General features: G+C 44.9%; 24 protein-coding genes. 15 read left to right on the plus strand and 9 right to left on the minus strand.

Going from position 1 to position 26,223, the window contains the following annotated elements:
• Nucleotide 1: 1 nt before the first annotated feature.
• Complete coding sequence (locus DV872_RS15345; protein ID WP_114630899.1) at nt 2-772, minus strand: TSUP family transporter; 771 nt, start codon at nt 770-772, stop codon at nt 2-4.
• A gap of 225 nt (nt 773-997) precedes the next feature.
• On the opposite strand from DV872_RS15345, the gene DV872_RS15350 reads away from it, so the two are divergent.
• The 3 genes from DV872_RS15350 to sbcB all read left to right on the plus strand — a co-directional run bounded on the left by DV872_RS15350 (nt 998) and on the right by sbcB (nt 3,202).
• Nucleotides 998-1,240, plus strand: coding sequence for a hypothetical protein (locus tag DV872_RS15350; RefSeq protein ID WP_114630833.1), 243 nt, complete (start codon nt 998-1,000; stop codon nt 1,238-1,240).
• 168 nt (nt 1,241-1,408) lie between these two features.
• Nucleotides 1,409-1,705: a hypothetical protein gene (locus tag DV872_RS15355; protein WP_114630834.1), complete on the plus strand. Its 297-nt coding sequence runs from the start codon at nt 1,409-1,411 to the stop codon at nt 1,703-1,705.
• 30 nt (nt 1,706-1,735) lie between these two features.
• Nucleotides 1,736-3,202: an exodeoxyribonuclease I gene (gene sbcB / locus DV872_RS15360; RefSeq protein ID WP_114630835.1), complete on the plus strand. Its 1,467-nt coding sequence runs from the start codon at nt 1,736-1,738 to the stop codon at nt 3,200-3,202.
• A gap of 34 nt (nt 3,203-3,236) precedes the next feature.
• Here the strand turns inward: sbcB and DV872_RS15365 are convergent, their stop codons facing one another.
• The gene (locus DV872_RS15365) at nt 3,237-4,040 is read right to left on the minus strand and encodes a response regulator (protein ID WP_114630836.1); all 804 of its coding nucleotides are present in this window, start codon (nt 4,038-4,040) and stop codon (nt 3,237-3,239) included.
• A 141-nt stretch (nt 4,041-4,181) separates the two neighbouring features.
• Here DV872_RS15365 and DV872_RS15370 point away from each other — a divergent pair, with 141 nt between their 5' ends.
• The 5 genes from DV872_RS15370 to DV872_RS15390 all read left to right on the plus strand — a co-directional run bounded on the left by DV872_RS15370 (nt 4,182) and on the right by DV872_RS15390 (nt 11,446).
• The gene (locus DV872_RS15370) at nt 4,182-5,279 is read left to right on the plus strand and encodes an efflux RND transporter periplasmic adaptor subunit (protein ID WP_114630837.1); all 1,098 of its coding nucleotides are present in this window, start codon (nt 4,182-4,184) and stop codon (nt 5,277-5,279) included.
• Nucleotides 5,276-8,368, plus strand: coding sequence for an efflux RND transporter permease subunit (locus DV872_RS15375; RefSeq protein ID WP_114630838.1), 3,093 nt, complete (start codon nt 5,276-5,278; stop codon nt 8,366-8,368). The genes DV872_RS15370 and DV872_RS15375 overlap by 4 nt, the downstream gene beginning before the upstream one ends.
• The gene (locus DV872_RS15380; protein ID WP_114630839.1) at nt 8,361-9,110 is read left to right on the plus strand and encodes a M48 family metallopeptidase; all 750 of its coding nucleotides are present in this window, start codon (nt 8,361-8,363) and stop codon (nt 9,108-9,110) included. Before DV872_RS15375 ends, DV872_RS15380 begins: the two co-directional genes overlap by 8 nt.
• Before the next feature lie 111 nt (nt 9,111-9,221).
• Nucleotides 9,222-9,923 carry a response regulator transcription factor gene (locus DV872_RS15385; RefSeq protein ID WP_114630900.1) on the plus strand — a complete coding sequence of 234 codons (702 nt, stop codon included), beginning with the start codon at nt 9,222-9,224 and terminating at the stop codon, nt 9,921-9,923.
• A complete protein-coding gene (locus tag DV872_RS15390) occupies nt 9,920-11,446 on the plus strand; it encodes a HAMP domain-containing sensor histidine kinase (protein ID WP_114630840.1) in 1,527 nt (508 codons plus the stop codon). Before DV872_RS15385 ends, DV872_RS15390 begins: the two co-directional genes overlap by 4 nt.
• Before the next feature lie 468 nt (nt 11,447-11,914).
• On the opposite strand, the gene DV872_RS15395 is transcribed toward DV872_RS15390, so the two are convergent.
• Entirely contained in the window at nt 11,915-12,631 is a 717-nt protein-coding gene (locus DV872_RS15395; RefSeq protein ID WP_114630841.1) for a DUF445 domain-containing protein, read from the minus strand.
• Between the two features lie 72 nt (nt 12,632-12,703).
• Between DV872_RS15395 and DV872_RS15400 the strand changes: the two genes are divergently transcribed.
• The gene (locus DV872_RS15400; protein ID WP_114630842.1) at nt 12,704-13,774 is read left to right on the plus strand and encodes an ankyrin repeat domain-containing protein; all 1,071 of its coding nucleotides are present in this window, start codon (nt 12,704-12,706) and stop codon (nt 13,772-13,774) included.
• A 6-nt stretch (nt 13,775-13,780) separates the two neighbouring features.
• On the opposite strand, the gene rlmH is transcribed toward DV872_RS15400, so the two are convergent.
• Nucleotides 13,781-14,260, minus strand: a complete 480-nt coding sequence (gene rlmH, locus DV872_RS15405; RefSeq protein WP_114630843.1) for a 23S rRNA (pseudouridine(1915)-N(3))-methyltransferase RlmH — start codon at nt 14,258-14,260, stop codon at nt 13,781-13,783.
• Between the two features lie 213 nt (nt 14,261-14,473).
• Here rlmH and DV872_RS15410 point away from each other — a divergent pair, with 213 nt between their 5' ends.
• From DV872_RS15410 to DV872_RS15435, 6 genes are all read left to right on the plus strand, one after another.
• Entirely contained in the window at nt 14,474-15,028 is a 555-nt protein-coding gene (locus DV872_RS15410; protein WP_114630844.1) for a hypothetical protein, read from the plus strand.
• A gap of 271 nt (nt 15,029-15,299) precedes the next feature.
• Entirely contained in the window at nt 15,300-16,610 is a 1,311-nt protein-coding gene (locus tag DV872_RS15415) for a hexokinase family protein (RefSeq protein ID WP_158546998.1), read from the plus strand.
• A 111-nt stretch (nt 16,611-16,721) separates the two neighbouring features.
• Nucleotides 16,722-17,120, plus strand: a complete 399-nt coding sequence (locus tag DV872_RS15420; RefSeq protein ID WP_114630846.1) for a response regulator — start codon at nt 16,722-16,724, stop codon at nt 17,118-17,120.
• A 41-nt stretch (nt 17,121-17,161) separates the two neighbouring features.
• On the plus strand, nt 17,162-19,189 hold the full coding sequence (locus DV872_RS15425) for a response regulator (protein ID WP_114630847.1): 2,028 nt from the start codon (nt 17,162-17,164) through the stop codon (nt 19,187-19,189).
• 9 nt (nt 19,190-19,198) lie between these two features.
• Complete coding sequence (locus tag DV872_RS15430) at nt 19,199-21,019, plus strand: RNB domain-containing ribonuclease (RefSeq protein WP_114630848.1); 1,821 nt, start codon at nt 19,199-19,201, stop codon at nt 21,017-21,019.
• A gap of 23 nt (nt 21,020-21,042) precedes the next feature.
• Entirely contained in the window at nt 21,043-21,603 is a 561-nt protein-coding gene (locus DV872_RS15435) for a hypothetical protein (protein WP_114630849.1), read from the plus strand.
• A gap of 9 nt (nt 21,604-21,612) precedes the next feature.
• Here DV872_RS15435 and DV872_RS15440 read toward each other — a convergent pair whose 3' ends face one another.
• The 5 genes from DV872_RS15440 to DV872_RS15460 form a co-directional block, all read right to left on the minus strand.
• Nucleotides 21,613-22,872, minus strand: a complete 1,260-nt coding sequence (locus tag DV872_RS15440; protein WP_114630850.1) for a 1-acyl-sn-glycerol-3-phosphate acyltransferase — start codon at nt 22,870-22,872, stop codon at nt 21,613-21,615.
• An 11-nt stretch (nt 22,873-22,883) separates the two neighbouring features.
• Nucleotides 22,884-23,288 (minus strand): hypothetical protein, encoded by a 405-nt coding sequence (locus DV872_RS15445; RefSeq protein WP_114630851.1) that lies wholly within the window; start codon nt 23,286-23,288, stop codon nt 22,884-22,886.
• Nucleotides 23,285-24,535, minus strand: a complete 1,251-nt coding sequence (locus tag DV872_RS15450) for a hypothetical protein (RefSeq protein ID WP_114630852.1) — start codon at nt 24,533-24,535, stop codon at nt 23,285-23,287. Before DV872_RS15450 ends, DV872_RS15445 begins: the two co-directional genes overlap by 4 nt.
• Nucleotides 24,536-24,591: 56 nt before the next feature.
• Nucleotides 24,592-25,638 (minus strand): NAD(P)H-dependent glycerol-3-phosphate dehydrogenase, encoded by a 1,047-nt coding sequence (locus tag DV872_RS15455; protein WP_114630853.1) that lies wholly within the window; start codon nt 25,636-25,638, stop codon nt 24,592-24,594.
• A 75-nt stretch (nt 25,639-25,713) separates the two neighbouring features.
• On the minus strand, nt 25,714-26,130 hold the full coding sequence (locus DV872_RS15460) for a hypothetical protein (protein WP_114630854.1): 417 nt from the start codon (nt 26,128-26,130) through the stop codon (nt 25,714-25,716).
• Between the last annotated feature and the right edge of the window lie 93 nt (nt 26,131-26,223).

Raw genomic sequence — 26,223 nt, forward strand, 5'->3', positions numbered from 1 at the left:
CTCACCCTGCCAGGTATTCCTGCTGGAATAGGCGGAGAATTGTCAGGGCTACAACGGTCAGGAAGAATATTCTGATAAAACGGGTTCCCTTGTTTATCACAAGATGAGAACCGACCCAGGCTCCGCAGACCTGACCTGCTCCCATAATAAGGCCGGGAAGAATTAGAATCTTTCCACCTATGATAAAGACTGTCAGTGCTACAATATTGCTTGTGAAATTTGTAATTTTGGTAGTGGCTGTGGCTCCCTTCAAGTCATAACCCAGAAAACTGATCAGGGCTATGGTCCATAGAGAACCTGTACCGGGACCGAAAAACCCGTCATAAAACCCCAGGGTCAGTCCTGCAACAGTGTAGAATACAGATTTTTTTACTCTGGCGTCCCTTTCCTTATGACCCAGATTGGGGGAAAGGAGTGTATAAAAAAAAACGGCAAGGAGAATAAAGGGAATTATTTTTCCAAGGAAATCTGCCGGAATTATCTGTATGAGAAGAGTTCCCAGAATGGCGCCGATCAGGGTGAAGACGACTCCTGTTAAAATCTGATCTTTGATAATCAGACCGGACCCGGCATAGCGGATAGCCGCAGTGCTGGAGCCGAAGGTGGACTGAACTTTATTCGTGCCCAGAGCCAGATGGGGTGGTATTCCTACGGCCAGCAGCACAGGAACGGTAATCAGTCCTCCTCCCCCTGCTATGGAGTCCACAAATCCGGCAGTAAGGGCGGTCAGGAAGAGAATCGTCAGTTTCAGTGCTGTAGGTTCAAATGTCATACAGCAACAATAGCCTGTGGGGGGGCTTATTGTACATATATTATTCATATCTGATCTGGCAGAATTCGCCAAATATCAGTAGAAATCCCACAGATCACTTTTCAAACTCCTTTTTTGAAGCCTGGAAATCAATTGGCACGGTCTTTGTATTAGCTATAGATAGACCCTTAGGCACTTTTGGTCTCCATGGGGTTAGTTTTTTATAATTGTTAAGGAGTTTTTGTAATGTTTGAATTAGCGTTTTTGGCATTTCTTTTTATATTCGGGGGCATCTTCATTCTGAAGTTTTTGTTTTTCTTTCTGGGCCTTCTCTTTTCGGGAATAGGTCTGTTTATTAAAATCATATTGACTGTGGTTGTGGCAGTCCTTCTCTTCCCTGTGGGGGCAACTTTACTGGGTGTCATCTTCTCAGGAGGGTTTATTCTTCTGCTTCTGGGCTTTATCTCGGTGGGAGCATTGATCTCATGACGGGGCTCTGGTATAGGGATATGGAATTCTTGAGAAATTATGACTGTTTTATGAATAATTCATTTTTCGATGGATTATACTTCTGGTGAAAAGCTCAGGAACTCAGGTTCCCGGCTTTCAAAACACGAGAGGGATATTTTTCATTCTTGTCGTAACAAGGAGTATAATTTGTATACTGCAACAGTCATTTATGAGTTTAAAGAAGAGGCTTTTGAAGAAGCCTGCAGCATCTGGGAAAAGGATATTCTGGCTCTTGGTCAGAAACAGCCGGGATTTGTAAGAATGCAGTTTCTGACGGCGCCGCCCAGGGCCATGGCTGTGGGAAGCTGGGAAGATGAGTCTTATGCCCGGGCTTTTATGCAGACCGGAGTTTTTAAAAAGTTACTTGAAAAACTGGCTCCCATGCTGGTTGGAGATCCCCGGTCCCAGATATGGAACCTGAAGTACTTTGCCGAATCAACTTGACCAATCATGTGAATCCCTTATCATAGGATCATGACATTTTTATGGTATGACCTGGAAACTTTCGGTAAGAATCCCCGTTGGGACCGTGTGGCGCAGTTTGCTGCGGTCCGAACTAATGAACAGTTTGAAATAATCGAAGATCCGGTGGTTCTCTACTGCCGGATAACTCCCGACTATATTCCCGATCCCTACGCTTGTATGATCACTGGAATCACTCCTCAGGAATCCCTTGAAAAAGGGCTCAGGGAGTATGATTTTATCAAAGCTGTGGATAAGGAATTCTCCCGCCCCGGGACCTGTGTGGCCGGGTATAACAGTATCCGTTTTGATGATGAGTTTATCCGTAACCTCTATTACCGCAACTTTATGGACCCCTATCGGAGAGAATGGGCGGACGGCAACAGCCGCTGGGATATTCTTGATCTTGTCAGGGCTACCCATGACCTCCGTCCCGATGGTATAAACTGGCCTCACCATGAGGACGGCAGACCCCTTTTTAAGCTGGAAAAACTCAGCGAAGCCAATAACATCAGCCATGAACATGCTCACGATGCTCTCTCTGATGTATATGCCACCATTTCCATGGCTAAGCTGGTGGAAGAGAAACAGCCCCGACTCTACAGCTATTTCTTTGAAAACAGACAGAAAGAGAGTCTTAAAAATATAATTAATCTGGAGACTCGGGAGGCTGTCGTACATACATCGGGAATGTTTACAGGCCCTCTGGGTTGTACTACCCTGATTGCTCCTCTGGTCGTTGATCCGATGATGAGGAACTCCATTCACTGTTTTGATCTGAGATATGATCCATCCCCCTTAATGGAACTGAGTGTTGAAGAGATCCGCTACAGAATCTTTACTCCCCGGAAACAGCTGGAAGAGGAGGGTCTGGATCGAATCCCGTTAAAGGATCTTCATCTGGGGAAATGTCCCATTGTGGCACCCCTTTCTACTTTGGATGATGCTGCTGCCCAGAGGCTCGGCATTGATAAGGAGCTCTGTCTGAAACACAGTCAGATCCTCAATACTGATCCCACACTGCTGCAGAAAATCAGAGAGGTATTTAATCAGGATAAGTCAAAGTACTATCCTGTGGTGGATGATCCTGATCTGCAGATCTACTCGGGGGGGTTCTTCCGGGATGATGACAGGATCAGAATGAAGATCCTTCACCAGACTCCGCCGGAGGAACTGAAGCACCAGACTCTTAACTTCTTTGATCCCCGCATCCCTGAGATGCTGCGTCGTTTTATAGGAAGGAATTTTCCAGATACTCTGGATGAACAAGAGATGAGTGCCTGGAAATCCGCCTGTGCGGGAAGAATCCTTTTTCCCAAGGCCCGGGGTGCTCTGGATCACGGAGCTTTTCTGAAGGTTCTTGAAAATTTAAAGTATTCAACCGATGTTACACCTCAGCAGAAACTGGTGGTGAAGGAACTGGAAAAATATGAGGAAATTCTGAAGGATCAGATCCTTAAATATGCTCCCCGGGAGTAATAATAGAAATAATCCCGGGATATATTGATTTAAGCTAAAGGCCTTTCAGTTTTTTGAGTTCTTCCTTTGTCTCTCTCAGGTCTTTCATCAGGGAGAGCATACGGACAGAGTTTTTCATTCTGGCCAGAAATAAATTCACATCAAAGGGTTTCATTATATAGTCATCCGCACCGAACAGCAGAATCTGACTCATGGATTTATAGCTTCTGATTCCCGATATAGCGATGATAACCTTATCACCGCCTCGTTTTCTGAGTTCAACTACAACATCCTCACCTGGAATATCAGGCAGAATAAGATCGACCAGATATATGGAGAATTCCTCCTGTGATTTCAGAAGTTCCCTGGGGTTCTGGAAATACTGTACATTCCTGATGTTATTGAGCTCAAAAATACTTCTGATAGCCGTAAGGGCTACCTTGCTGTCGTCCAGCACCGCGATGTTCAGTGCCTGCAGCTGCAGTGTGAAACTGTCTTCATTCAAATATATATCAAAATATTTATCCAGACGATTCTTGGAAAGCTCGGACTTGAGAATATAATCCACTACGCCCATCTCGAAAAGTTCTTCTCTGGATTCGAGGGAATTGTTGGAGGTCACCGCAATAATCGGGACCCGGGCATGGGGAGACTTTTTCAGATTTGAGATAAAACTCTCTCCCGAGGTATCCGATAGTTCGAGGCCCGTAATGATCAGATCGATATCTTTACTTTTCAGAATTTCGAGAGCAGCCTTTTCTCCCTCGGCCTCTTCAAACTGAAGTCCTTTCTCTATGGCGATGTTCCGGATAATCTTCCGGACAAACGAACTGTTATCCACATGTAATATTTTTTTCATTCTTTTATTATATGTGATAGAAGAGCGGGGTGCCTGGAAATCTTGTCTAAATAGTTTCTATATATATATTTGAAAATATATCCATAAAATTGGCGTTTTGAATAATAAATCATTATATTATTTCAAGAAGAGGATTTTGCTATGAAAATTAAACTAACGGTAATTCTATTATTTGTAATACTTATTATATCCTGCGGCAGTGATAAAAAGGATGATATAAGTTCGGCCAGTTCTTATGGTGAAACAGGCGAGAAGGAAGCGGTTCCTGTATATACTCAAAAAGCCATTGAAGAGCCCTTTTTTACCTCAATAGATTCCTCGGGAATTATAGAGGGGATAAGAGAAGCGGATATTATTTCAGAAACCAGTGGTCTTATTACCGAGGTGTTCTTTGAAATAGGTGATTATGTAAATGAAGGTGATGTTCTTCTTAAAGTGGAAGACCGAATGGCTGGTATCAGTTTTGAATCTTCCAGACAGGATTATGAAGCTGCCAGAATAGAATTTGAAGCTCTTGAGAAATCATTCAAGACAGGAGGATCTTCTCAACTGATTTTCAGTCAGGGACGGGCCAGGCTGGAATCTGCAAGGCTTCGAATGGAACAGGTCCGGGATACTTTTGATAATACCAGTATTAAAGCACCCTTTGATGGATATATCAGTGGTCGTGATATTTCTATCTCCGTAGGAAGTTATATTCAGCCCTCAGTGGCAGTGACGCATATTGTTGATACTTCCTCATTCAGACTTCGTCTTACTCTCGGGGAGGATGAAATACCTCTTGTGAAGAAAGGAGATGACGCTCAGATTATATTGAACTCTCTGCCTGATCTGAATATAAAGGCGACTGTTGACGCTGTCTCTCCCGGAAGCAGCCGTACAGCTGGAGGGTTCCCTGTTATTCTAAGCTGGAAGAATGAGCTGAACGGAAGTGTAAAATCGGGAATGTCAGCCGCAGTCAGGATCAAGCCCGATAACATGGGTACAAATATGCTGATTGTACCCTCTTCCTCTATCGTCAGTAGAAATGGACTGAACTATATTTTCAGAGTGAAAGATAATACAGCGGAAGCTGTTGAAGTCAGATTGACTCAGTCTCTGGGAAACCGTGCCTCCATTTCAAAGATACCGGGAACAGATCTTATGGTAGAACCTGGAGATCTTATCATTGTTACCGGACTGAATACTCTTATTCCAGGAGATTCGGTAATCCCCAGTTTACTGGAGGACAGCTTGTGAATATAGGAAGATTTTCGGTAAAAAACCCTGTTTTTCTAAACATCCTGATGGTTACCGTACTTATCCTTGGAGGTCTCAGTCTTAGCCGTATGCCCAGGGAGCAGTTTGCGGAAGTACCCTTTTACTGGGTTAGTATTCTAGTTCCCTATCCGGGTGTGGCTGCCGAAGATGTAGAAAAACTTATTACTATTCCTGTAGAAAACGAAATGCAGGGACTGGATAATCTAGATAAAATTCAATCTGTCACATCAGAGGGAGTCTCATCAGTACGTGTTGAGTTTGACAGTGGAATATCCCAGGATGAATTTGATAAGCTTTTTCAGGATGTCAGGGCAAGGTTTAGTAAGGTTTCTCTTCCAGAGGGGACTCTGGAGAGTACTGTTGATGATTTTTCTTCAAATGATTTTCTGCCTGTGGTTGAGCTGGTTCTTTCAATCTCCAACGAGGAAGCCGATGAAAGCGGTTCTTCTTATGCCGCTCTCATAGAGGAAGCCGAACGTCTGCAGGAGCAGATCCTTCGTATTTCAGATGTTTCCTCTGCAGATTTTATCGGCGCCAGGGACCGGGAAATCTTTATTGAGGTTAATCCCGGAAGCCTCGAAAGTTATGGACTCAGTGTTAATGAGATGGTTCAGGCAATACAGGGGAGAAATAGTAATGTGCCTGGAGGTACTTTGAGCAATGGACGGCGTCAAATGCTTGTCAGAACTATTGGTGAGCTTGGGTCTGTTGAAGAATTTAAAGATGTAATTATCAGACAGACCGCCGATGGCAATGGTTTTCTACGGATGGGGGATGTAGCAGAAGTTAAAGACGGCTATGATCCCCGCGGTGTACGCTCAAGATTCAACGGCAGGACAGCCGTGACAATCCGGGTTGCCAAGGTTCCCCGTGGGAATTCTATTGCAATAGTGGAAGAGCTGAGAGAGCTGAGTGTCAAATGGGAAGAGTCTTTACCTCCGGGAATCAGCCTGGATATTCAGAATGACTCAACCATACAGATCAGGGACAGCATCGATATCCTGGTGAATAATGCCCTCTTCGGTCTGATTCTCCTGGTTGTTCTTCTTTTTGCCTTTGTTGGACTCCGGAATGCGCTGATGACTGCATTGGGAATTCCCGTAACTTTTGCTCTGACTTTTCTTATTCTGGATCTGAGTGGTGAGACCTTTAACAGTAATACCCTTTTTGCCCTTGTTCTTGTATTGGGTCTTATAGTGGATCATGCCATTGTAATCATCGAGAACAGCTTTCGTCTTGAACAGTTGGGACTGGAACGCCGGCAGGCTGCCATTGACGGGACCAATCAGGTTGTACTCCCTGTTTTTGCAGCGACTGCGACAACGGTAGCTGCTTTTATTCCCCTTATGCTCCTCCCTGGAACCATAGGGAGATTCCTCAGGATTATTCCTCTTACAGTTTCTATCGCCCTCATCGTCTCAACCCTGGAAGCTGTTATTTTTCTACCTTCTCATTATGCCGACTGGCCGGAGAGAAAAAGAAAGAAGAATAGAGAGGAGGGCTTTTATTTTCATAAAGTTCAGAATGGCTTCTCAGAAATTCTTGGAAGGATTTACAAAAAAAAGAAACTTTCTGTAATAATCATCTTTGTCTTCAGTATAGCTTCATTTTCTCTTGTTCCTTTCCTGAATCAGGATCTTTTCAGTGCGGAAGATTTTACCCTCTTTTATATTGATGTGGATCTGCCTCCCGGTTCCTCTCTTGAAAGTACAGAGGATCTTATTGAAGAGTATGAAGAGAGACTGATCCCACTTGTCGGAAATGGAGAAATTGCGGGAATCAACAGTTTTATAGGATTCCGTGGAGAGAGCGCCGGTAATACTGTACAGGGTAATCTGGGACAGATTGTGGTTGATCTGACTGAAAAAAGTGAAGGACGTGACAGGAGCATAATCCAGATTATGGCCGAGCTGAAATCTCTCACATCGGATATTCCCGGAGCAGAGCAGATCATTTTCCGGCGGGCTACCAACGGTCCTCCCACATCATCACCTGTTTCCTATAGGCTTTTCGGGGACTCCTACAAAGATCTTACAAGAGTCAGCTCTGTAATAAGAGAAGAGCTTGGATCTTATCCTGAACTGTACAATATAAGGGATAATTATGAATCAGGAACACCCGAACTCAGGGTTGTAGTAGATGGCGATGCTGCAGCCAGGAATGGAATGTCTGCAGTCTATATCGGACAGTTCATAAGAGCGTCTCTGGACGGTGTCAGGGCCAGCAGTTTTTTCCAGAATAACAAGGATGTTGAAATCTTCATAGGATTCAGCGCTGCAGGAGAATTGAAGGCGGAAGAGCTTTCCCAGTTGAAGATTCTCTCTCCCTCGGGCAGTCAGGTTCCTCTCTCTTCACTTACCAGGCTGGAGCAGGGGAACGCCCTTGCATCTATAAGGCGTCTGGACGGTAAGAGGGAGATCACAATAACCGCCGATGCTTATGACAATTCAGGGCTCCGGGATATCAACGGGGAGATTAAGGCACTCTATGAGCAGCAGTTTGAGAGAAGATATCCTGATATGCGCCTCTCCGTGGGGGGGGAATTCTCTGATCTGGATGATCTGCTTATTCAGATCGCCAGGATATTTCTTCTGGGGATATTCCTTATCTACCTGATTCTGGGGGCCCAGTTCAACTCATATTCACAGCCCTTTCTCATTCTCCTTACGGTGCCCTTTGCCTTTGTGGGGGTGGTAATTTATCTCTTTATTTCAGGGACGCCTTTTTCCACGACAGTACTCTATTCTGCGGTGGCACTGGCAGGAATTGCAGTCAACGATTCCATCGTTCTCATCTCATTTGTAAATGAGCTGCGGGATGAGGGAATGGCTGTTGCTCAGGCCGTTCTGGAGGCCGCCCGAACAAGATTAAGGCCTATTTTATTGACTTCCCTGACTACTATCGCAGGTCTGCTGCCTACGGCACTGGGACTGGGAGGAGAGTCCGTTGTCTGGGGACCTATGGCCAGTACTATCATATTCGGTCTTATATTCTCAACAATCACAGCCTTGATTCTTATCCCGGCCTTTTACGGGATTCTCTATGACAAAGGAGCTGAAGGTGAATAAATCCTTAATAATCATTCTGATGTTTTTCATTCCTCTTTTTGTTTCGGGGGCCCTTGAGAACTCTGAGCAGTTTCATGCTGCTATCAATGATGCAAGAGATATCCATTACTCCGGAAGAGCCTCAGAAGCTGCAGTTTCCAGACTTGACAGGCTCATGAATTCTCTCAATGATTCATCCGAAGGATCTTCAGTCACCGAATATTACAGAAAATATTCTGAAATATATCTCTTAAAAGGACTGTTTCTCATTGATATGGGTGAAAAATCCCTGGCTTCAGATGTGCTGGCAGAGGGTATTGATTTCTGTGAAACCCGGTATCTTGAGGGGGGTGAGCAGTTTTTTCTGGTTCAGACCGCATTACTTAAATCTCACTGGATGCTTCTTCAGAAAACTTCTGTACTCATCAGGACAGGAGGCGAGATTCAGGAAATGACCGATCTGGCTTTGGAGCTTGATCCTGATGATTTCACTGCCCGTCTGCTGTCTGCCCAGGGTTTGATTAATGCCCCGCCGCTATTTGGAGGAAATCCTGTAGAAGCCGCCCGGATTCTAATCTCATCCGAGTCTCTCATAAGAAACGAATATGATCGTTTTGATCTGTATCTGACCCTTGCGGATGCCCGGCGTAAGAAGAAGGCCTGGGATGACGCAGGGGGATGGTGTACAAAGGCTCTTTCCCTGTTTCCTGAAAATGCTGATGCCCTGAAGATGCAGGATTTGATCACAGCCAGGAAAAAGTAGTCGAGATTGTTATGCAGGAAGGCCGTTTAGGCTGTCGATCCCGGAAGACGTCAGTAATTTTTATATTCCGTTCATACTTTGTTCATAGTTACTCTGTATTATACTGGTGATATGAAGACAATACTTGTTGTAGAAGATGAACGCGGAATCAATGAAATGGTCTGCGATTATATGGAAGCCCTGGGTTTTTCCACAATCTCCGCCTATGACGGAATGGAGGCTCTCAAGGTTTTCCGTAAGCAGGAGATAGATCTTGTTCTCCTTGATATTATGATGCCCCGGCTGGACGGTACAGAGGTTCTGCGGGAAATCCGTAGAGAATCTGATGTCCCTGTTATTATGGTAACTGCAAAAACAGAAGAGGGTGACACCGTTCTGGGACTGGAACTGGGAGCGGATGACTATATTGCCAAACCCTTCAGCATGAAAGAACTGGCCGCCCGTGTGAGAACTGTTCTAAGACGTTCGGCCCCTAAACAGAGCACTGCCCCTGAGGTTTCAGAAGAGGAAGAGCTGGTGATAGCCGATCTGAAAATGGACCGGGCCAAACATTCTGTTTCCGTTCGTGGAGCCCATGTTGAGCTCACAGCGGCTCAATTCGATATTCTTGCCAAATTGGTGAGATCTCCGGGACGTGTCTTTAACAGGATGGATCTGCTGCAGGCTTTTCAGGAGGACCCCTATGAGGGTTATGAACGCTCCATTGATGTCCATATTAAAAATATCCGTAAACTGATAGAAGAAGATCCGGCACATCCCGAGTATATTCTCACTGTCTGGGGTGTGGGATATAAAATGCAGGATTCGGAGTGAATATATCGTTAACCGCCCGTCTCATAGCCATTATGATGCTATCGGTGTTTCTCAGCTCTCTTGTGAGTATCCTTTTTGTGAGCTCTGTTACGGTTCAGCAGGTTCGGGGCATGAATATGCAGAGGGATATGAATATTGCCATTGTGGTTGCCGATTCTCTAAGCTCTGCAGCGGACAAAGGTGAACTGCAGCTGAGCCGTGCTATTGCAAGTCAGGGAATGCAGGGAAGCAGGTCTCCTATGGGTGAAGGAAGGATGGGTCAAGGAAGGATGGGTGAAGGAAGGATGGGTGAAGGAAGGATGGGACCCGGCAGGATGAATCCACCAGAAGAGCCTCAGAGATCTCCTTTAAGAAATATTCTGCCCGGACAGACTCTGGTTCTGGCAGATGGCGATGAGTTCATACCTCTGATCATTACTGATGAAAAGGGCAATATTCTGCAGGGACAGTACCGGGATGCCCATGATAATGATGAAAATCATCTCAGTTCAGAAATCTATAAACAGGGTGCTCCCTACTATATGAATGATAAGATCACAGGCTATGTTCTGGCAGGTAATCAGGCTGGACAGACTGAGAGCCGTGGAGATATCCATCAGATGACATCCATTGTCAGGGGAATCCTTCTGTATCCGATTATTTCGGCCCTGCTGGCATCTTTTTTCGGTGTATTTCTCCTGAGAAGGGCTCTCCGCCCCCTGAAAAGTCTTCATCTTGGTGTGCAGACATTGCAGAAGGGTGAGTACTCCTACAGAGTGAAAATCCCAGATTCAAAAATCACCATCAGGGATGATCTGACCATGCTCTCCGAAGGATTCAATGAGATGGCCGCATCCCTTGAGGCTTCGGAAGAGTGGAAAAAACAGATTATTTCAGATACGGCCCATGAACTGAGGACTCCAGTCAGCCTTATTATGGGAAATCTGGAGATGATTCTGGATGGTGTTTATAAAGCCGACCGCAGCAGGCTGGAATCTCTTCATCGGGAGAGTACAGTTCTGGCAGAGCTGATAAAGAATCTGCAGGTTCTGGCAAGTGAAGAATCAAAGCGGGGCAGTACTGAGAAGATAGAATTCTCTCTCTCAGAACTGGTCGGCCATACGGCAGAAGATTTCAGGGCTCTTGCAGTTCATAAGAATATATCTGTTCAACTTGAGGACAGCGGGAATATCAAATTTAAGGGTGATATGAACAAAACCAGACAGGTTTTGAAGAATCTGATGGTCAATGCTTTGAGGCATACACCCGATAATGGTTATATAATTATGCGCTGTCTTCGTCAAAAAAACTGCATAATTGTAGAAATTGAAGATTCAGGGGAAGGAATTTCTCCAGAGTATAGAGAAAAAATATTTAATCGTTTTTTTAAAATTGATAAGTCCAGGAATAGTGAAGGAAGTGGTCTGGGATTATCCATAAGCAGAATAATTATTGAGAACCAGGGAGGCACCCTCAGTGCACATGAAGGACGTCATGGCTCCGCCCTGTTCAGGATCTCTTTTCCCGAAAATGAATTAGGATGAAACTCTGCCCTGGGAATCCGGGTAGTATGCGGTCATTGTTAAGTCTAAAGTAAGGAATTGTTCACACAAAACCGAAATAACTTGAAGCATTCTTGATAGAATCTTCACATAATCTTGACAATCAAAGTCTAAGATTGGGTCAAGTTCATTGGGGAATGTATTGGTCTATAGATACAAAAGTCATGTCGTTGGCTTGACTTTCGAAGATGAGATTATTATATTTTGAAATGAATTAGTAAGAAGCTTCAGGCGGAGTTTTCCTCCTTTTCTTCACTGAAGTACTAATACAGAATGGACTTGGTTGTTAACTGAATCCTACAGGAGAAAAAGATTGATTACCTTTTTTTCCAATTACTTTTTGTGTCCCTGAAGTTTCCTCCTTTTCTTCAGGGACTTTTTTTGTCCAAAATATTTCGCAGCACTATTTTCGTTTGAACATAAAAACTGCAGCTAATATGTGCGAAGGTTTCAGATAGGGAGAAGGCTCATAGCCAGCCCGATTATTCCTCCGAACACACCGCCCCATAATACCAGCCAACCCAGATGCTTCTTTATCATATCCTTGACAATTTCCTTCACCATGACCGGAGTAAGTTCATCCAGTCTTTTCTGGACGATGGATGATACATTTTCAATGATATCCGAAGCTGCTTTCTCTGTGTCCATGGACCCCGCCAGCATGCTGTGGAATTCAGGACTGGATGTTTCAGACAGGATTATCTCTTTTGTTTTTTCTATGAAAGGAGCTCTGAATCCTTCGATAACCGAAGCCCCGCCGAACATCCCGAGCATTCCCCCTAAAGAAGATGCCAAAATTGTTTCACTCAGACCTTCGAAGATCCTGTCATAATTTACTGCATCCGCCGCAGCAGAAAAATCGACCTTGTCCGTAAGAACTCCTGTCTCACTCTCCATCAGTCTGGAGACATTTTCCTTTGTAAAGAACTGATCCATGATCAAAATTTTAATTCCACCCTTGAAATCTTCAAAATGGAGAGGAATAACTCCCGATCCGTAAAGACCCGGGACTCTTTCAAAGAGCATATGGATTGCCAGCCAGTTTGTTACGGCTCCGGAGAGTGCGAAAAATCCGACAGATCGGATCTGATCTGCGAAAAAGGGGCTTATATAACCGATTCCGATAACCAATAGAGTCACCAGAGTCGTCATGCTGTTCATATTCATTTATTCTGCCTTTGGGGATGATTTATCATGCCCGGTGTATTTTTAGAAATTCTTCTGGTATATTAGAAAGACATGTACAGAAAATCAAGACGGATTCTGAGTCTGTTTATTATAATGCTGATTTTTACCAGTACACTCTCATCACAGGAACGCTGGTCCGGACCTGCCGCACTGGATGATTTCCGATTTGACAGAATGGGGATTTATGCCATCGGCTGGTCCGAAAAGGGTGAATTCTCTTATGGAATTGTATCTCCTGCAGAGACAGGGGGTTCCTACTGGCAATGGTATATTCTTGATCTGATTGACGATGTCATCCTTTTCGAAAGCCCCCGCTGGACCCTGCTGGATGGACAGACTCCCCGGGAACTTTGGGCACTCCATCCCGAATGGTACCCTCAGCTGATTCGTTTTGGAATTACACCGGAAAACAGCTTCAGGGCAGGAGGGCAGATATTTGAACAGGGAGGATCATCCTACAGGATGACCTACACTCTAGACCGCTCGGAATCGGAGACACATCCCGGAGGTATTACCAAGAATATTCAAATTGATCTTTTTAAGAATAACAGCAGTGGTAAAACCGTATACAGCTATAGTCCAGGTGAAGAGGAAGCTCTTGTAGAGGACATGATCCTTAAGGGCTATATTCTGAGTCCCTTCGAAAAAAGGACAGCCATAGTCGCCCTGGAGAAATCTGCTGAATCAGGAGAAAAGGCCTCCTGGAAGTACCGTATTATCGGTGCTCATCTGACGGTGGGTTTCTCCATTGTAAAACAACAGGGAAGTGCCCTGGCCGAGGCTGTTCTGAATGGGCAGTATTATGTATCCCGAATGCTGATTGAAGAGGGTGCTGATCCTGATTCTAAAGATTCCAGAGGTTTTACTCCGCTGCTTATTGCCTCCCGCTTGAGTCATTGGAGAATCGCGGCTCTTCTTATTGAATCCGGTGCCGACGCAGATCCCAGTGATGACAAAGGACGTACCCCTCTTCACTATGCTGTGGAAGAGGGAGATGAGCAGACAGTCAGAACTCTTTTAAAAGCGGGTGCCGATCCTGATCTGAAAGATCTGAATGGTCAATCTCCCCGGCAGCTTGCCGAGGCATCGGGTACAACTGTGATTCGTAGACTGCTTCGCTGATCTCTTCTATTTGTGATAGGGCTCATTTCTATTGATTCGGTAGGCTCTATAGATCTGTTCCAACAGGATGACTCTCATCATCTGGTGAGGGAAGGTCAGTTTTGAAAAAGACAGAGAGTGGCGGCTGGAGCTGCAGAGTTCCTCATCAAGGCCCAGGGAGCCTCCAATAACAAAGACTATATGAGAATGACCCTGGTGAGGCAGTGCATCCATCCAGCGGGCAAAGCTTACAGAATCCTGTTCTTTCCCTTTAATTTCCATAGTCACCAGATAGGAGTTTCCGGGAATCTTCCCTCTGATTTTATCACCCTCTTTTTTCCGGATGATCTTCATGTCTTCTTCTCCGGCATTTTCCGGACATTTCTCATCGGCCACCTCAATCACCGAAAGATTACAGTAGCGTCCCAGACGTTTTGAATATTCCTCAATAGCTGATTTCCAGTATTTTTCTTTAAGCTTTCCCACTGTAATAACAGTTACTTTCATAATATCTCCCCGGATAACAGCTATTGAACAATATTAATTAAAAAAAATCTTCAATTTTCTGTGCGAATGTTAAATATGCGTTAAATTCCTGATTTAGATAGTTTCAGTGTTATATTTTAGGTTAATTCAATAAATATGAACCTTTTGGATGATATACAAATCCAGTAAACCATGCGAATTCTATAAGTAGAGTATATCTAAAGGGAGTCTTTGATGGCTGACGAATACAATATGGAAATGATCAATACCGATGACAATTGGAATAATCTTGTGTCTGAAGTACTGAAGGGTATGCCCGAGCTGGAAGAGCGCAGAGAGTATATTCTGGAACACAGACTCTGCAAGCTAATCGGAATGCTCCCTTTTATTGCCGAAACGAAACAGCCTCTCAGGGATGGGTTTACAAATCTGTCCCTCTTTCTACTAAGCAAACATACACCTGTAAGAGATGTTTATGAACATAGCCCTCAGGATGATCAGGATATTATGCGTCCATTGATTCCCTACTGCCATTTTACCGGGGGAGATGAGAAGATTCTTTCCAGAGGAATGCACCTGGTGGCAATGGTGCTGATTATGGATTACAGAAAGAATATGGATCAGGATCTTGATCAGAACCGCTACAATCCCCTGAATTCGGGACAATGGAACTATGAGGGTATTATGGAAACTCTGAGTCTTTGTGTTGAGGATATTTATTGTCCGGAAATGGATGAGATTCTCTCAGTTAAGTATGTTCCCTTTACCCAGTGGGCTCTGGGAGCCTGATCCCGGTAGACTATTCTCTCAATAATAAAATCGTGTAAATCCCCTTTCTATATATGAATCCTGAACTGCTTAACCCCGGTTATGTGTCAGGCATTGCTGTTATTCCCCTCCCTGGTATATACATTCTCATAGATACAACGGCCGGTATTTGTCTGGACGGTCGTGTCGTTCAACAGACCTGATCGCTTTTTTTAGAGAATAGCTGTATCTGGACATTTAATGTCAATTTATGATTTTATATAAATTAGAAATCTTTTTCCGGGGGAATTATGTGAGTGAGCTCAAAAACAAAGTTGAATCATTTTTAAGAAAGTATAAGATGCATTCGGATTCTGTAGATCTGAACAAATGTGTTCAGGACTTTATGGGAGAAATGGAGAAGGGACTTGCCGGAAACAGCAGCATCGCCATGATTCCCACTTATATTGAAATTGATAATCCCATACCCCCCTCAAAAAAAGTTGTGGTAATAGATGCGGGAGGAACAAACCTTAGAACCGCTCTGGTTTCATTTGACGAAAACTATAAACCCCTTATTGAAAACTTCAATAAATACCCTATGCCCGGAACAGGCGGAGCTGTGGGTAAAGATAAGTTCTTTGATATGCTGGCTGATTATATTGTTGACCTTGTCCCTAAGGGTGATAAAATCGGATTCTGTTTCTCATATCCCACCGAAATGTTTCCCAATAAAGACGGAAAGCTGATCAAATTCAGCAAGGAAGTTGAGTGTCCTGAAGTACATGGTGAACTGATCGGAGAAAACCTGCTGGCCTATCTCAGGAAGAAAGGTGTCACTGAGGAACGGGAAATTGTCATTCTTAATGATACGGTGGCTACTTTGCTTACAGGAATGATCTCTTTTCCCGATCAGGTTTTTTCCGCCTATGTCGGTTATATTTTCGGAACTGGTATAAACAGCTGCTATGTTGAATCAAACAGTAATATTAAAAAACTGAGGGGCATGGATCCTTCGCATAATCAGGTTATCAATACGGAATGCGGCTCATTCGGCCTGCCTCCCCAGGGAGATATTGATAAGGAACTGGATGCGGGAACAAGTGATCCCGGTCATTACTTCCTGGAAAAGATGGTCTCAGGCGGCTATTTCGGTCTTGTTGTTACAAAAACACTGGATAAAGCAATTCAGGATGATCTGTTTACCTCAGAGGCCAAAGATATACTCAGTGATCTGGGGCGTTTAAGCACCAAGGATGTAGATGATTATCTCCATAATCCCAATGACAATGGAAATATTCTTGTAAAGGCTCTTAAGGGCTGTTCGATTGAGGATAAAGAGACTCTCTTTTATCTGATTAATAATCTTCTGGATAGAGCTGCTCGTCTGGCGGCCTCTTCTCTGGCGGGAACTTTGCTGAAATCAGGAGAGGGTAAATCACCTCTAAGGCCTGTATGTCTGACCGTTGACGGCACTACTTTTTACTGTTTCTATCAGTTTAGAACCAGAGTAGAGCAGTATCTGCGGGAAATCCTCTCGGGTGATCAGCAGCGGTATTACGAAATAGTCCGGGTTGAAGATGCACCACTTCTCGGTGCAGCCATTGCCGCACTGACCAATTAGCCGGGGATTTTCAAAACCAAATTCAGAATTTCTATATTTATGTGAAACTTGTCTGGAAAAGCTCTCTTAAAAGGCTGATAATTTGTATTGGATATTTAATAGGAGAGAGACTTGTCTGGTACAGAACTTCTGACAGGAAAAAAAATAATAATAGCTGATGATGAAGACTTCATTCGCTGCCACCTCTGTAAACGGCTGGGTGATATGGGACTAACGGTTCTTGAAGCAGCTACAGGACAGCAGGTTCTGGATCTTCTCGAACAGTTACCGGATCTTATCCTTATGGATGTCAGAATGCCCGAGGTAGACGGCTATGAGACTACCCGGATTATCAGATCCGGTGAAAGGGCATCTGATATTCCCATAATTCTCCTTAGTGCCCTGGCAGGAGAAGATGATATTGATATGGGTCTTCAGGCAGGTGCTGATGAGTTCCTGTGCAAGCCTGTAACATTTGCAGTCATTCTTGAAGCGATCTCAATAAAACTGGATTCTCTTCGAATTTCCTGAATATCAAGAATAGTGTATAATATCTCTGAGGACAGCCCTGTATGGATATTAAAGCGATTAATGAGCTTGAACGCAGACGTCTGCAGAAGCAGATGTTTGCACTTGAAGATGAAAAGGAAGCAGTAGAAGCAAGATACAAGTATCTTCTTCAGCAGGCACGGGTCGGTTTGTTTACCCTTAACTCCATTGACTGCCGCCTGAAGGATGCCAACAGTGAAATGGTGCAGCTGTTTCTCTGTGACGATCTTAATGATCTGAAACTGCATCTTATGCCCCATCCGGAAGATCAGTTCTACTTTATTGACCCCAGGCATTTTGCAAATCTGGAACCAGGAGAGGCTGTCTCTTTTTCACTTCACTCTTTCAGGAAGAACGGAGATTCTTTCTGGGCCAGAATCATTCTGCAGGCTCTGGAAGGTCTGGATGTTCTGGAAGGAATCATCACAGATATTTCAGATCAGGTTAAGGCGGATTCAGAGCTGCGCAAGGCTATTGTTCTGGCAGAACAGGCTCAGCAGGAAGCTGAAGAGGCTAATAAAGCAAAGAGTCGTTTTCTGGCCAATATTTCTCATGAGATAAGAACCCCTCTTAACGGAATTATCGGTTTTACCGAGATCATCATGGCTTCTCTGGATTCCCCCGAAGGGCAGATGTATGGCGATAAAATCCTGAATGAATCTGAAAATCTGATGACCCTGATTAATCAGCTTCTTGATATTTCTAAAATTGAGGCAAATCAGCTGGAGCTTAATAACAGTTCCTTCCCTCTCAGGCCTCTGATGTCTGAGTCCATGAGTTTTATCCGTCTGAGGGCCAGGAATAAAGGGCTGAAGCTGACTGTGGATTATGACAGCAGAATTCCAGACTTTATCTGGAGTGATTCTTACCGTCTCAGACAGATTCTTCTGAATCTTATGTCCAATGCTGTCAAATTCACCTCAAAGGGCGGAATTGAACTGAAGTCTGTACTGGAAGAGGAAAAAGGAAATGATCTGCTGATCCGTTTTGAAGTGCACGATACGGGAATTGGAATTCACGAGGATATGCATCGAAGTATTTTTGAAAGCTTTGTTCAGGCGGATACCTCAATTTCAAGGAACTACGGGGGGACGGGTCTTGGAATCACTATTTCGAGAGATCTGGTTAATATAATGGGAGGCCGGATCTGGTGTGATTCCACTGAGGGGAAAGGTTCCATATTCTATTTTACTATCCGCTGCAGGAAATCCGAAGCCGTTGTCCATGAAGAACGGCTTCGGATTTCCCGGGAGGGGGCAGTAGAGAGCCTGGAGGGCATGACAGTTCTTGTTGTGGAAGATTATCCCACCAACAGGGAAATCGTACAGCACCACCTGCAGAGTGCAGGCTGTGAGGCTGACCTTGCCCGTAACGGGCTTGTCTCTCTGAGTAAAATTCAGGAGAAAAAATATGACCTTGTACTCATGGATGTACATATGCCTAAAATGGACGGTATGGAGGCAACCAGGAGAATCCGGAGGATGGATGGATATGGAGAGATCCCCATTATCGGTATGACTGCCAACGTTCTCAGCTCTAATCAGGAGGAGTGTAGAATTGCCGGAATGAATGATGTCCTGACCAAACCGCTCCGTAAGAAGGAACTTCTTGAAGCCATGACATTCTGGTATTCCCGAACTGAATCTGCAGTTCCTGATGAAGAGAGTGATGAACCTGAGTCAAACAGTCATGAGTCAGAAACTGATAATACTATTCCTTTCGATTATAAAGGTTTTCTTAATGAGATGGACGGAGACCGTGAAGCTGTAAATGAGATAATTCTCGGATTTATGGATAACCTTGAGCTCCAGACTGAGATAATCGAAAAGGCTATTGAAGAGAGAGATCTGATTCTTATCCATAGGGAGGCTCACTCCATAAAAGGGGGAGCATTGAATCTCGGTGCAAATGATCTGGCATCCTGGTCGCTTGCCCTTGAAAAAGCGGCTATGGAGAAATATTCCGATATTATTCCCCATCTGTTTGTAAAACTTAAGCAGTGTATTTCCGATTTCCTCTCCTGTCGTGACAGATTCTCCTCCATCGTATAAGATGTTCCTATGAAAAAAGACGCTCTGGTCCTCTATAAGCAGGTACCCGCAAGGATTCTTGAAATCCTCTCAGATAAAATTGTCATATCCCTTCCCGACGGGAAGGAGAAGAAAGTACGTCCCAAAGATATAATTCAGCTGCATAAGGGTCCGATTAAATCGGTAAGTAATATTCAGCTTCCCGAGTCTCAGACCGAGGAAGCCTGGGAATTGCTTCAGGGAGAATCTCCCAGTCTTGAAGAGCTGGCTGAGCTCGTATTTTCTGAATTCACTCCCGAATCAGCCTGGGGTGCTTTTCTTCTGTTGAACAGAACTCCCTGGTTCAAAGGAACAGTGGACGATATTATAGTCAGAACTCCTGAAGATGTGGAACGCATTCAGAAGGAAGAGGCTGAGAAGAAGGAGGCCGAAGAGCGCTGGTCTTCATTTATTACAGTCCTGAAAAAGGGAGAGATTCAGGAAGAGAACAGGGGTTTTCTTACAGATCTTGAACAGTACTGCCTCCAGAAAAGTAAAAAATCCCGGATTCTTCAGGATCTTGGAAAGCAGCAGAGTCCCGAGAACGCACATCGGCTGCTTCTGCAGCTTGGAGTCTGGGATCTGCGAAGAAATCCCTGGCCTGAACGCTATGATATGCCCCTGGAAGCTCCCTCCTTTGATCTGGAAAAGGGACCTGAGGTTGAACGCCGGGACCTGACTCATTTGGAGGCTTTTGCTATTGATGATGAGGGTAACAAGGATCCCGATGATGCCCTGAGCTTTGCCGATGGGAAATTCTGGGTACATATTGCTGATTCTTCCTATCTTATCCCCGCAGGGGGAGAGGCGGACAGGGAGGCCCGGGGCAGAGCTGCCAATCTATATATCCCGGAGACCACGGTTCCCATGCTTCCTCATGAAGCAACCGAAAAACTGGGACTGGGTCTGCAGGAGATTTCTCCTGCTCTCTCCTTTGCTTATACCCTGGATGATGATTTTAATATAACAGATTGTGAGATCTGTTTTTCTACAGTAAAAGTCACAAGGACTACTTATAGTGCTGCCGAGACAAGGCTGGGAGAAGAACCTTTTAAAAGTATGAAGCAGGTCACTGACCGCTTTAATATCTGGCGCCGTGAAAACGGTGCAATCTTCCTGCAGCTGCCCGAGGTTAAAATCCGTGTTGCCGAAGACGGGGAGATCAGAATATCACCCATCGAGGAATATGCCAGTCGAGACCTGGTGGCGGAAGCCATGATGATGACCGGATTCCATTGTGCACGTTTTGCCAGGGATGAAGGGGTCCCCATACCCTATGTTGTACAGCCTGCTCCCGAGGGAGATCTTCCCGAGACATCCAAAGACGATCCGGCTTCCATGGTACAGCTCAGAAGATTTATGAAACGCAGTCAGACTACTACAATCGGCGGTCCCCACAGCGGAATGGGTCTTCCGGTCTATACACGTGCCACCAGCCCGCTGAGGCGCTACTCCGACCTCCTTGTTCAGCAGCAGATCCGTCTCTATCTGGCAGGTCAGCCTCTTTTGAGTGAAGAGGATATCCTTGAGGGAACCGCGTCCTGTGAATCAGTCACCGGAAGGGTCAGTCTTAGTGAACGGTCATCCAATCTGCATTGGAAGCTTGTTTATCTCTCAGAGAATCCGGACTGGGAGGGTGAAGGGATCATTGTGGGCCGCTCTGACAAGCAGATGGTTTTGCAGATTCCTTCTCTTGCCCTTGAAACAAGGATAGCACTCAAGGAAAAATTAGCCCTCAACAGCAGAGTCACTGTTGCAGCGGAGCGGGTAGATGTACCCGCTCAGCAGGTACAGTTTAAGGTCAGGGATTGATTTGCGGACTGTGAGGGGGTAATATGAAGATCATGAAAGCGGTCCTGCCTGTTTTTCTTTTATGTCTGATACTCCCACTGACGGCTCAGGAAAGGGTCTCTTTTCCCGGTAATCTGGAATATGATCCCTTCTATGCTGTTCAGGTAGAGGATAGTGACGGTAATAATTACACCCTGAATAATGCCAGTTATCTCAGTCCCGAAGGGGAGAATAAGTACTTTGTATGGTTCAGACGGGGAACAGACCGGGGGCTTGCTGAATATCCTCTGGATCTCTATAAGGTCTCCCGTTTCGAGCTGACCGGCAACTATGAAGTGTATCCCGACGGCTATACACCCTGCAGGGTGGAGCTCAGTTCGGGTGACAGTTTTGACGGATTTCTGGATACCAGCGGCTATCTGGGAGGGATGGACCCCGACTTCGGTGTCTATGCCCGGATCTATCTGCAGTATAACGGTGTGAAGAGTGTTGAGTTTCTTCATGACGGAACTTATATGCGCTGCCCCTTCTGCGGAGCTCTTTTCTATGATGACGGGATAATAGAATGTCCCTTTGACAGGACTCCTCTGGAATCCCAGAACTGAAATAAACCTTTATATCTTTTCTACCTCTTCACCATGCCAGGCATAGGATGAAGGAATTCCCAGTTTTCTGAAAGCGCAGAGCCATTTATATCCCGAAATCCTCTGATCAGGAAAGAAAAATACGTAGAGTGTTTTTTCATGATAGAACTCCAGTTTCTGCCGGGTCATCACGTGTACCCCATTCATTTCGTCAAAGGGGATTAGACGAATATCTCCCTTTTCAGGTTTCAGCATCACATGGTCTTTGAACAGAGCCATGGAACCCTTTTTTGTCCATATCTGAAGAGGGGCCATTCTGAATCCGGTTTTAATTTCGATCTCAGTATCCAGCATAAAGGGTCGTTCTGAGTCCTCTGCCTTATAGGACGCCAGCATCTGGGGGAGCACTTTTTCCTGCCACTTATTCCATTCCATAATGGTTTTATGTCCGGCTGCGGGAGACTCTGATTTTTCAGAATCTTTGTAGCTGAACTGATACTGATCATCAAGTGTGCCCTTATATCCGCAGGATGTGCAGCTTATGCTGTTCCCCTGGGATTTCAGGGTCGCTATACCGCGGCAGGAGGGGCATATAAAGAGAATATCTTCCAGGTATTCCGCTTTTTTTTCAGATTTATAGACCCATCCCCTTTCGGGGATTGTTAAATCCATATCCTGATAGTTGAGTACCTTCTCTAATTTCTCAAAGATGCTGTCCGGATCCAGAGCCTTGATCTCTTTGCTGTCAGTAAAAAGGGGGTGAATCGTAAGCTCCATCGGTCCCTTCCGTTTGCCTGTCCCCCAGCGGGGATAAACTGCAGATCCTCCGGCAAAAATAGGCACATAAACCGGTATTTTAAGCAGTTTGATCAGTTTGGCGGTTGAGTAGAAGAGAGGCATACTGCCTCCGTCCCAACTCATCTGACCTTCTGGATAAACACAGATATTTTTCTTTTTGTTTTTCAGATCCATCATATGACGGATGGCTCCCAGATCACTTTTTGCTTTGGCTTTGGGGAATATTCCGATAAGGGACAAGAGGAATCCCACAATAGGTTTTCTGAAATGAGATTCGGACCCCATACAGTGCAACGGGTCCGGGAAGAGTATAGTTAAAATAGCAGAATCCCACATCATTATATGGTTGGGGAGAAGAAGGTAGGGAGCCTTCATTTCTTTAATTATTTCAGGATTTGTAATTTTCACTGGATAGAATATTTTAAACCAGACCCCTGCAGTGTATTTCATAAAAAGGTAAATACCTTTGTTGAAAACCTTAGCGCGTTTCACTCAATACCTCTTTAAAATTCGAAGTCCTCGGGAAGAGGGTTGTAATGCATATCAATATCATCGATGGTCCATCCCTCCGGGAGGCAGAAGTTTAATTTAATGTCTGCAAGTTCCTTTGGGGATATCTCATCACCATGGTAGATTACAAATTTCTTCTTTCTGAATAAATATACCACACGACCCCTGGGGATTGAATCGTATTCTGAACGGAAACTGGGAGGTAGTTTATCAAGTACACCCTTTTTATTCATAAGAAACCAGGCCGCATAATGACCTACTTTGTAATCCACAGATATGGATGTGATCATACCCTGGGTGACAGGAGCTGATTCTGAATAATAAAGGGAGTCCTGATAACTCCAGAAGATGCCGACCCTGGGTTCGGGGTCCAGAGGTAGAAATGGAAATTCACTCACCGCGGCAGATCTCCTTTGCCTCTGAAAAGATCAGGAAAACTTCTTTCAATACTTCTGCGGAAGAAGTAGTTCTTTTCGCAGAGGATATACCCTCTTTTCCATTCCTCATGCAGTTTTATTTCTTCTTCACTTAAATCTCTATATTCAAGAGCTTCTGTTTTTTCGGGAAGCAGTCTGCATGAGACTGAGAGCAGATTGTGCTGAATCCCGGGAAGTTTCAGAAAATCAAGAAGAGATCCTTCGGGAAGCATCTCATTTTTCAGTACCAGCTGAAGGGGGTATACTCTGGGTGAAAGTGCTCTGTCCATTCCCGGCAGATGGGGAAGAGCTGCAGGAAATCCGCTCTGTATGGGGAATGACCTGGCCGGAAAGAAGGCGAAAAGATTATTTCTATATGTTTCTTCCAAAAAGAAATCATCCTGTTCAACTATTCTGTGATTAAGTAGCTGGTCTATATAAATAGCGGCTGCCTGTCTGATCCCTTCCCGGCCCGTCAGAAAGCCCGGGTCATAGGGCGAAACACATCCAGACAGAGATGCCAGTATGCTTAGAAAAAGATCGGGGTGTAGTTTGTGGCCCGATGGGAGTACCAGGGTATCAGTGACCTGACCCCGTGACGGGGTCATTGTACTCTGAAGAATAAAGGCTACGGTTTTTTCCGCCTCATAGGGAAGGGAGGCATTCTGAAACTGAAGCACGAAGTCCGGCATCAGATCACCCGTCATCTGGCGGTGAATCAGCTCATCAGCAATACTGATAACTTCTCTTATTTCGACCTCTACCTTATGAAGTGAACTCCATACCCTTATCTGATCTTTAATACAATTCAGTCCGGGCTCGGTCCAGAGTAAGTAATTATTCTTTTCAACGGATGTCCCATAAACTTCTATACGCCTGGGATCATGGTAGACCGAATTATTCAGAGTCAGTTCCCAGCTGTTGTCAGCAGCGGCTCTCAGATTCGAGGTTCTGAGATTCTCCAGCTCTTCGTTCAGGAAGATATCTCCAGAAGGAATCATTATTCTGATGCCTTCTATCTCACTCATTAAAGGCAGCAGTTCCATAAAGGGTATCGCAGTGAATCCTATACGGCTTTCATCATTATCGGAGAATTTAACCTGAAGAGATTCCAGGTCTTCCTGATGATAGCTGTGCCAGAGAATATCATTAAAATAAATATCCAGAGAAAAGAGGGGGGAAGAGACCATTACAAGAAGTAGGATGATGACAGAACGGCTCATTTTCATTTCATGAAATTGTATCCTTAACGCCATTACCTGGCAAGTCAATCTTGAAAAAAGGGTTAGCTTAAAAAGAGGTTTATGGCTTGTTCGGGTTGTAGCTCTCTGTTCAGGATTGAATAAACCAGCTGGATTATGGGCAGCTTCAGGTTGTATTTTTCTCCCAGAAGTACAGCATACTGTGCGGCAATTGCCCCTTCAGGGAGGTAGCCGATGCTCCCGATATTTTCTATCAGGTCATTAATGCCTTTGTACTTTTCATGAATTCTTTTCAGTACGATGTCCCGTCCAAAACGTCTGTTTCTTCCGTACTGGGAACGGCAGGTTACATCCAGGTCTCCTACACCCGCAATGGATGTGAAGGTTTCAGGGTGTGTGGATCCAAGGCTTTTTCCAAGGAGCTGGATCTCGTTAAGTCCTGCCGCAAAGAGGAATGATTCTGTGTTGTCTCCCACCCGATCAGTAGTCTCTTTGAGGGCATCCAGAATCCCGAAGGCTATGGCCACAACATTTTTCAGAGCGGCGCAGGTCTGCACACCCACCACATCCAGTGAGGAGAAAAGCCGTGTATTGGGTGAGCTAAGAAGTTCTCTGAACTCAATGGAGTTTCTGGGATTGACGGAAGCGGAGATGAGTCCGGTAATCTTTCCGGCACCGATCTCTTCGGCATGGCTTGGTCCTGAAATATATACAAGATTACCCTTGTAGAAACCGGGAAGATAATTTTCCATGGTTTCCAGAATAAACTGGGGGCCGTTCCTGCCGGGGGCGAATCCCTTGGTTATTGTGGCAATCAGGGTTTCCCCTTCAAGTATGTTGGGAACAGAAAGAATCTGCTTCAGCGTATCCACCAGGAACAGTGAGGGAGTGGCAAGGATCAGGTAATCTTTTCCCGTTGCTGCCTCTACAATATCTGTGGTTGCTCTTACAGAAGGGGGAATTGTAACTCCCGGAAGAAAATCACAGTTCTCCCGTTTTTCATTGATGTCCCGGGCGCCCTCTTCGGTAAAGCTCCAGATTGTTGTATCCAGATTTTTCTGACCAAGTATTTTTGCGATGGCCGAGCCGAAGGCTCCAGCACCGATAATTCCGATTTTTTTATCACTCATAATATTTCCTTCCTTGATTCTCTATTGGGTCCCCGATTGGAAACCCTGTCTTTCATTCCGGTATTGCCCTGCCTGTCAGGACCTGTACCGGAGAGTATAGTTTATGTCTTCCTTATGAAGCAGGAGTTTGACAAGGGGGAGAGAGATTCTCATTGTAGAATTGTTCAGTTTCTGTCCTCCTGTCTGTTCCACGATGGTACCATCCACCGTAATAAGGAGTTTCAGTGAGGCTGTCCTTATGAGAGACTTCAATGCACTCTCGGTAATTCCTTCACTGTCGTCAAATATAAAGAGCAGCATTTCGGTATATTCTGCCTCGCTGATATTGTTTTCGGGTAGAAAGTACTGAAATCCAGGGTCTTGAAGCATGGGGAAAAGCTGAAAGATCTGATCAAAATTATCATCGTTGATTCTTATATCCAGCTGCCGCATTCCGCCGCCCAGTTCTGTATAACGGAGTATGTTGTTATCTGAGGCCCCTCGGGCAGACATAAAGAGTTCTTCAATATGGTTGAATCTTAATGAACCCGTGAACTGTCCTTCTCCAGGTGATTCAACCTGGATATCCGTGAAAAAGGGATTCTG

The sequence above is a fragment of the Oceanispirochaeta sp. M1 genome, from assembly GCF_003346715.1.
Classification (GTDB): domain Bacteria; phylum Spirochaetota; class Spirochaetia; order DSM-2461; family DSM-2461; genus Oceanispirochaeta.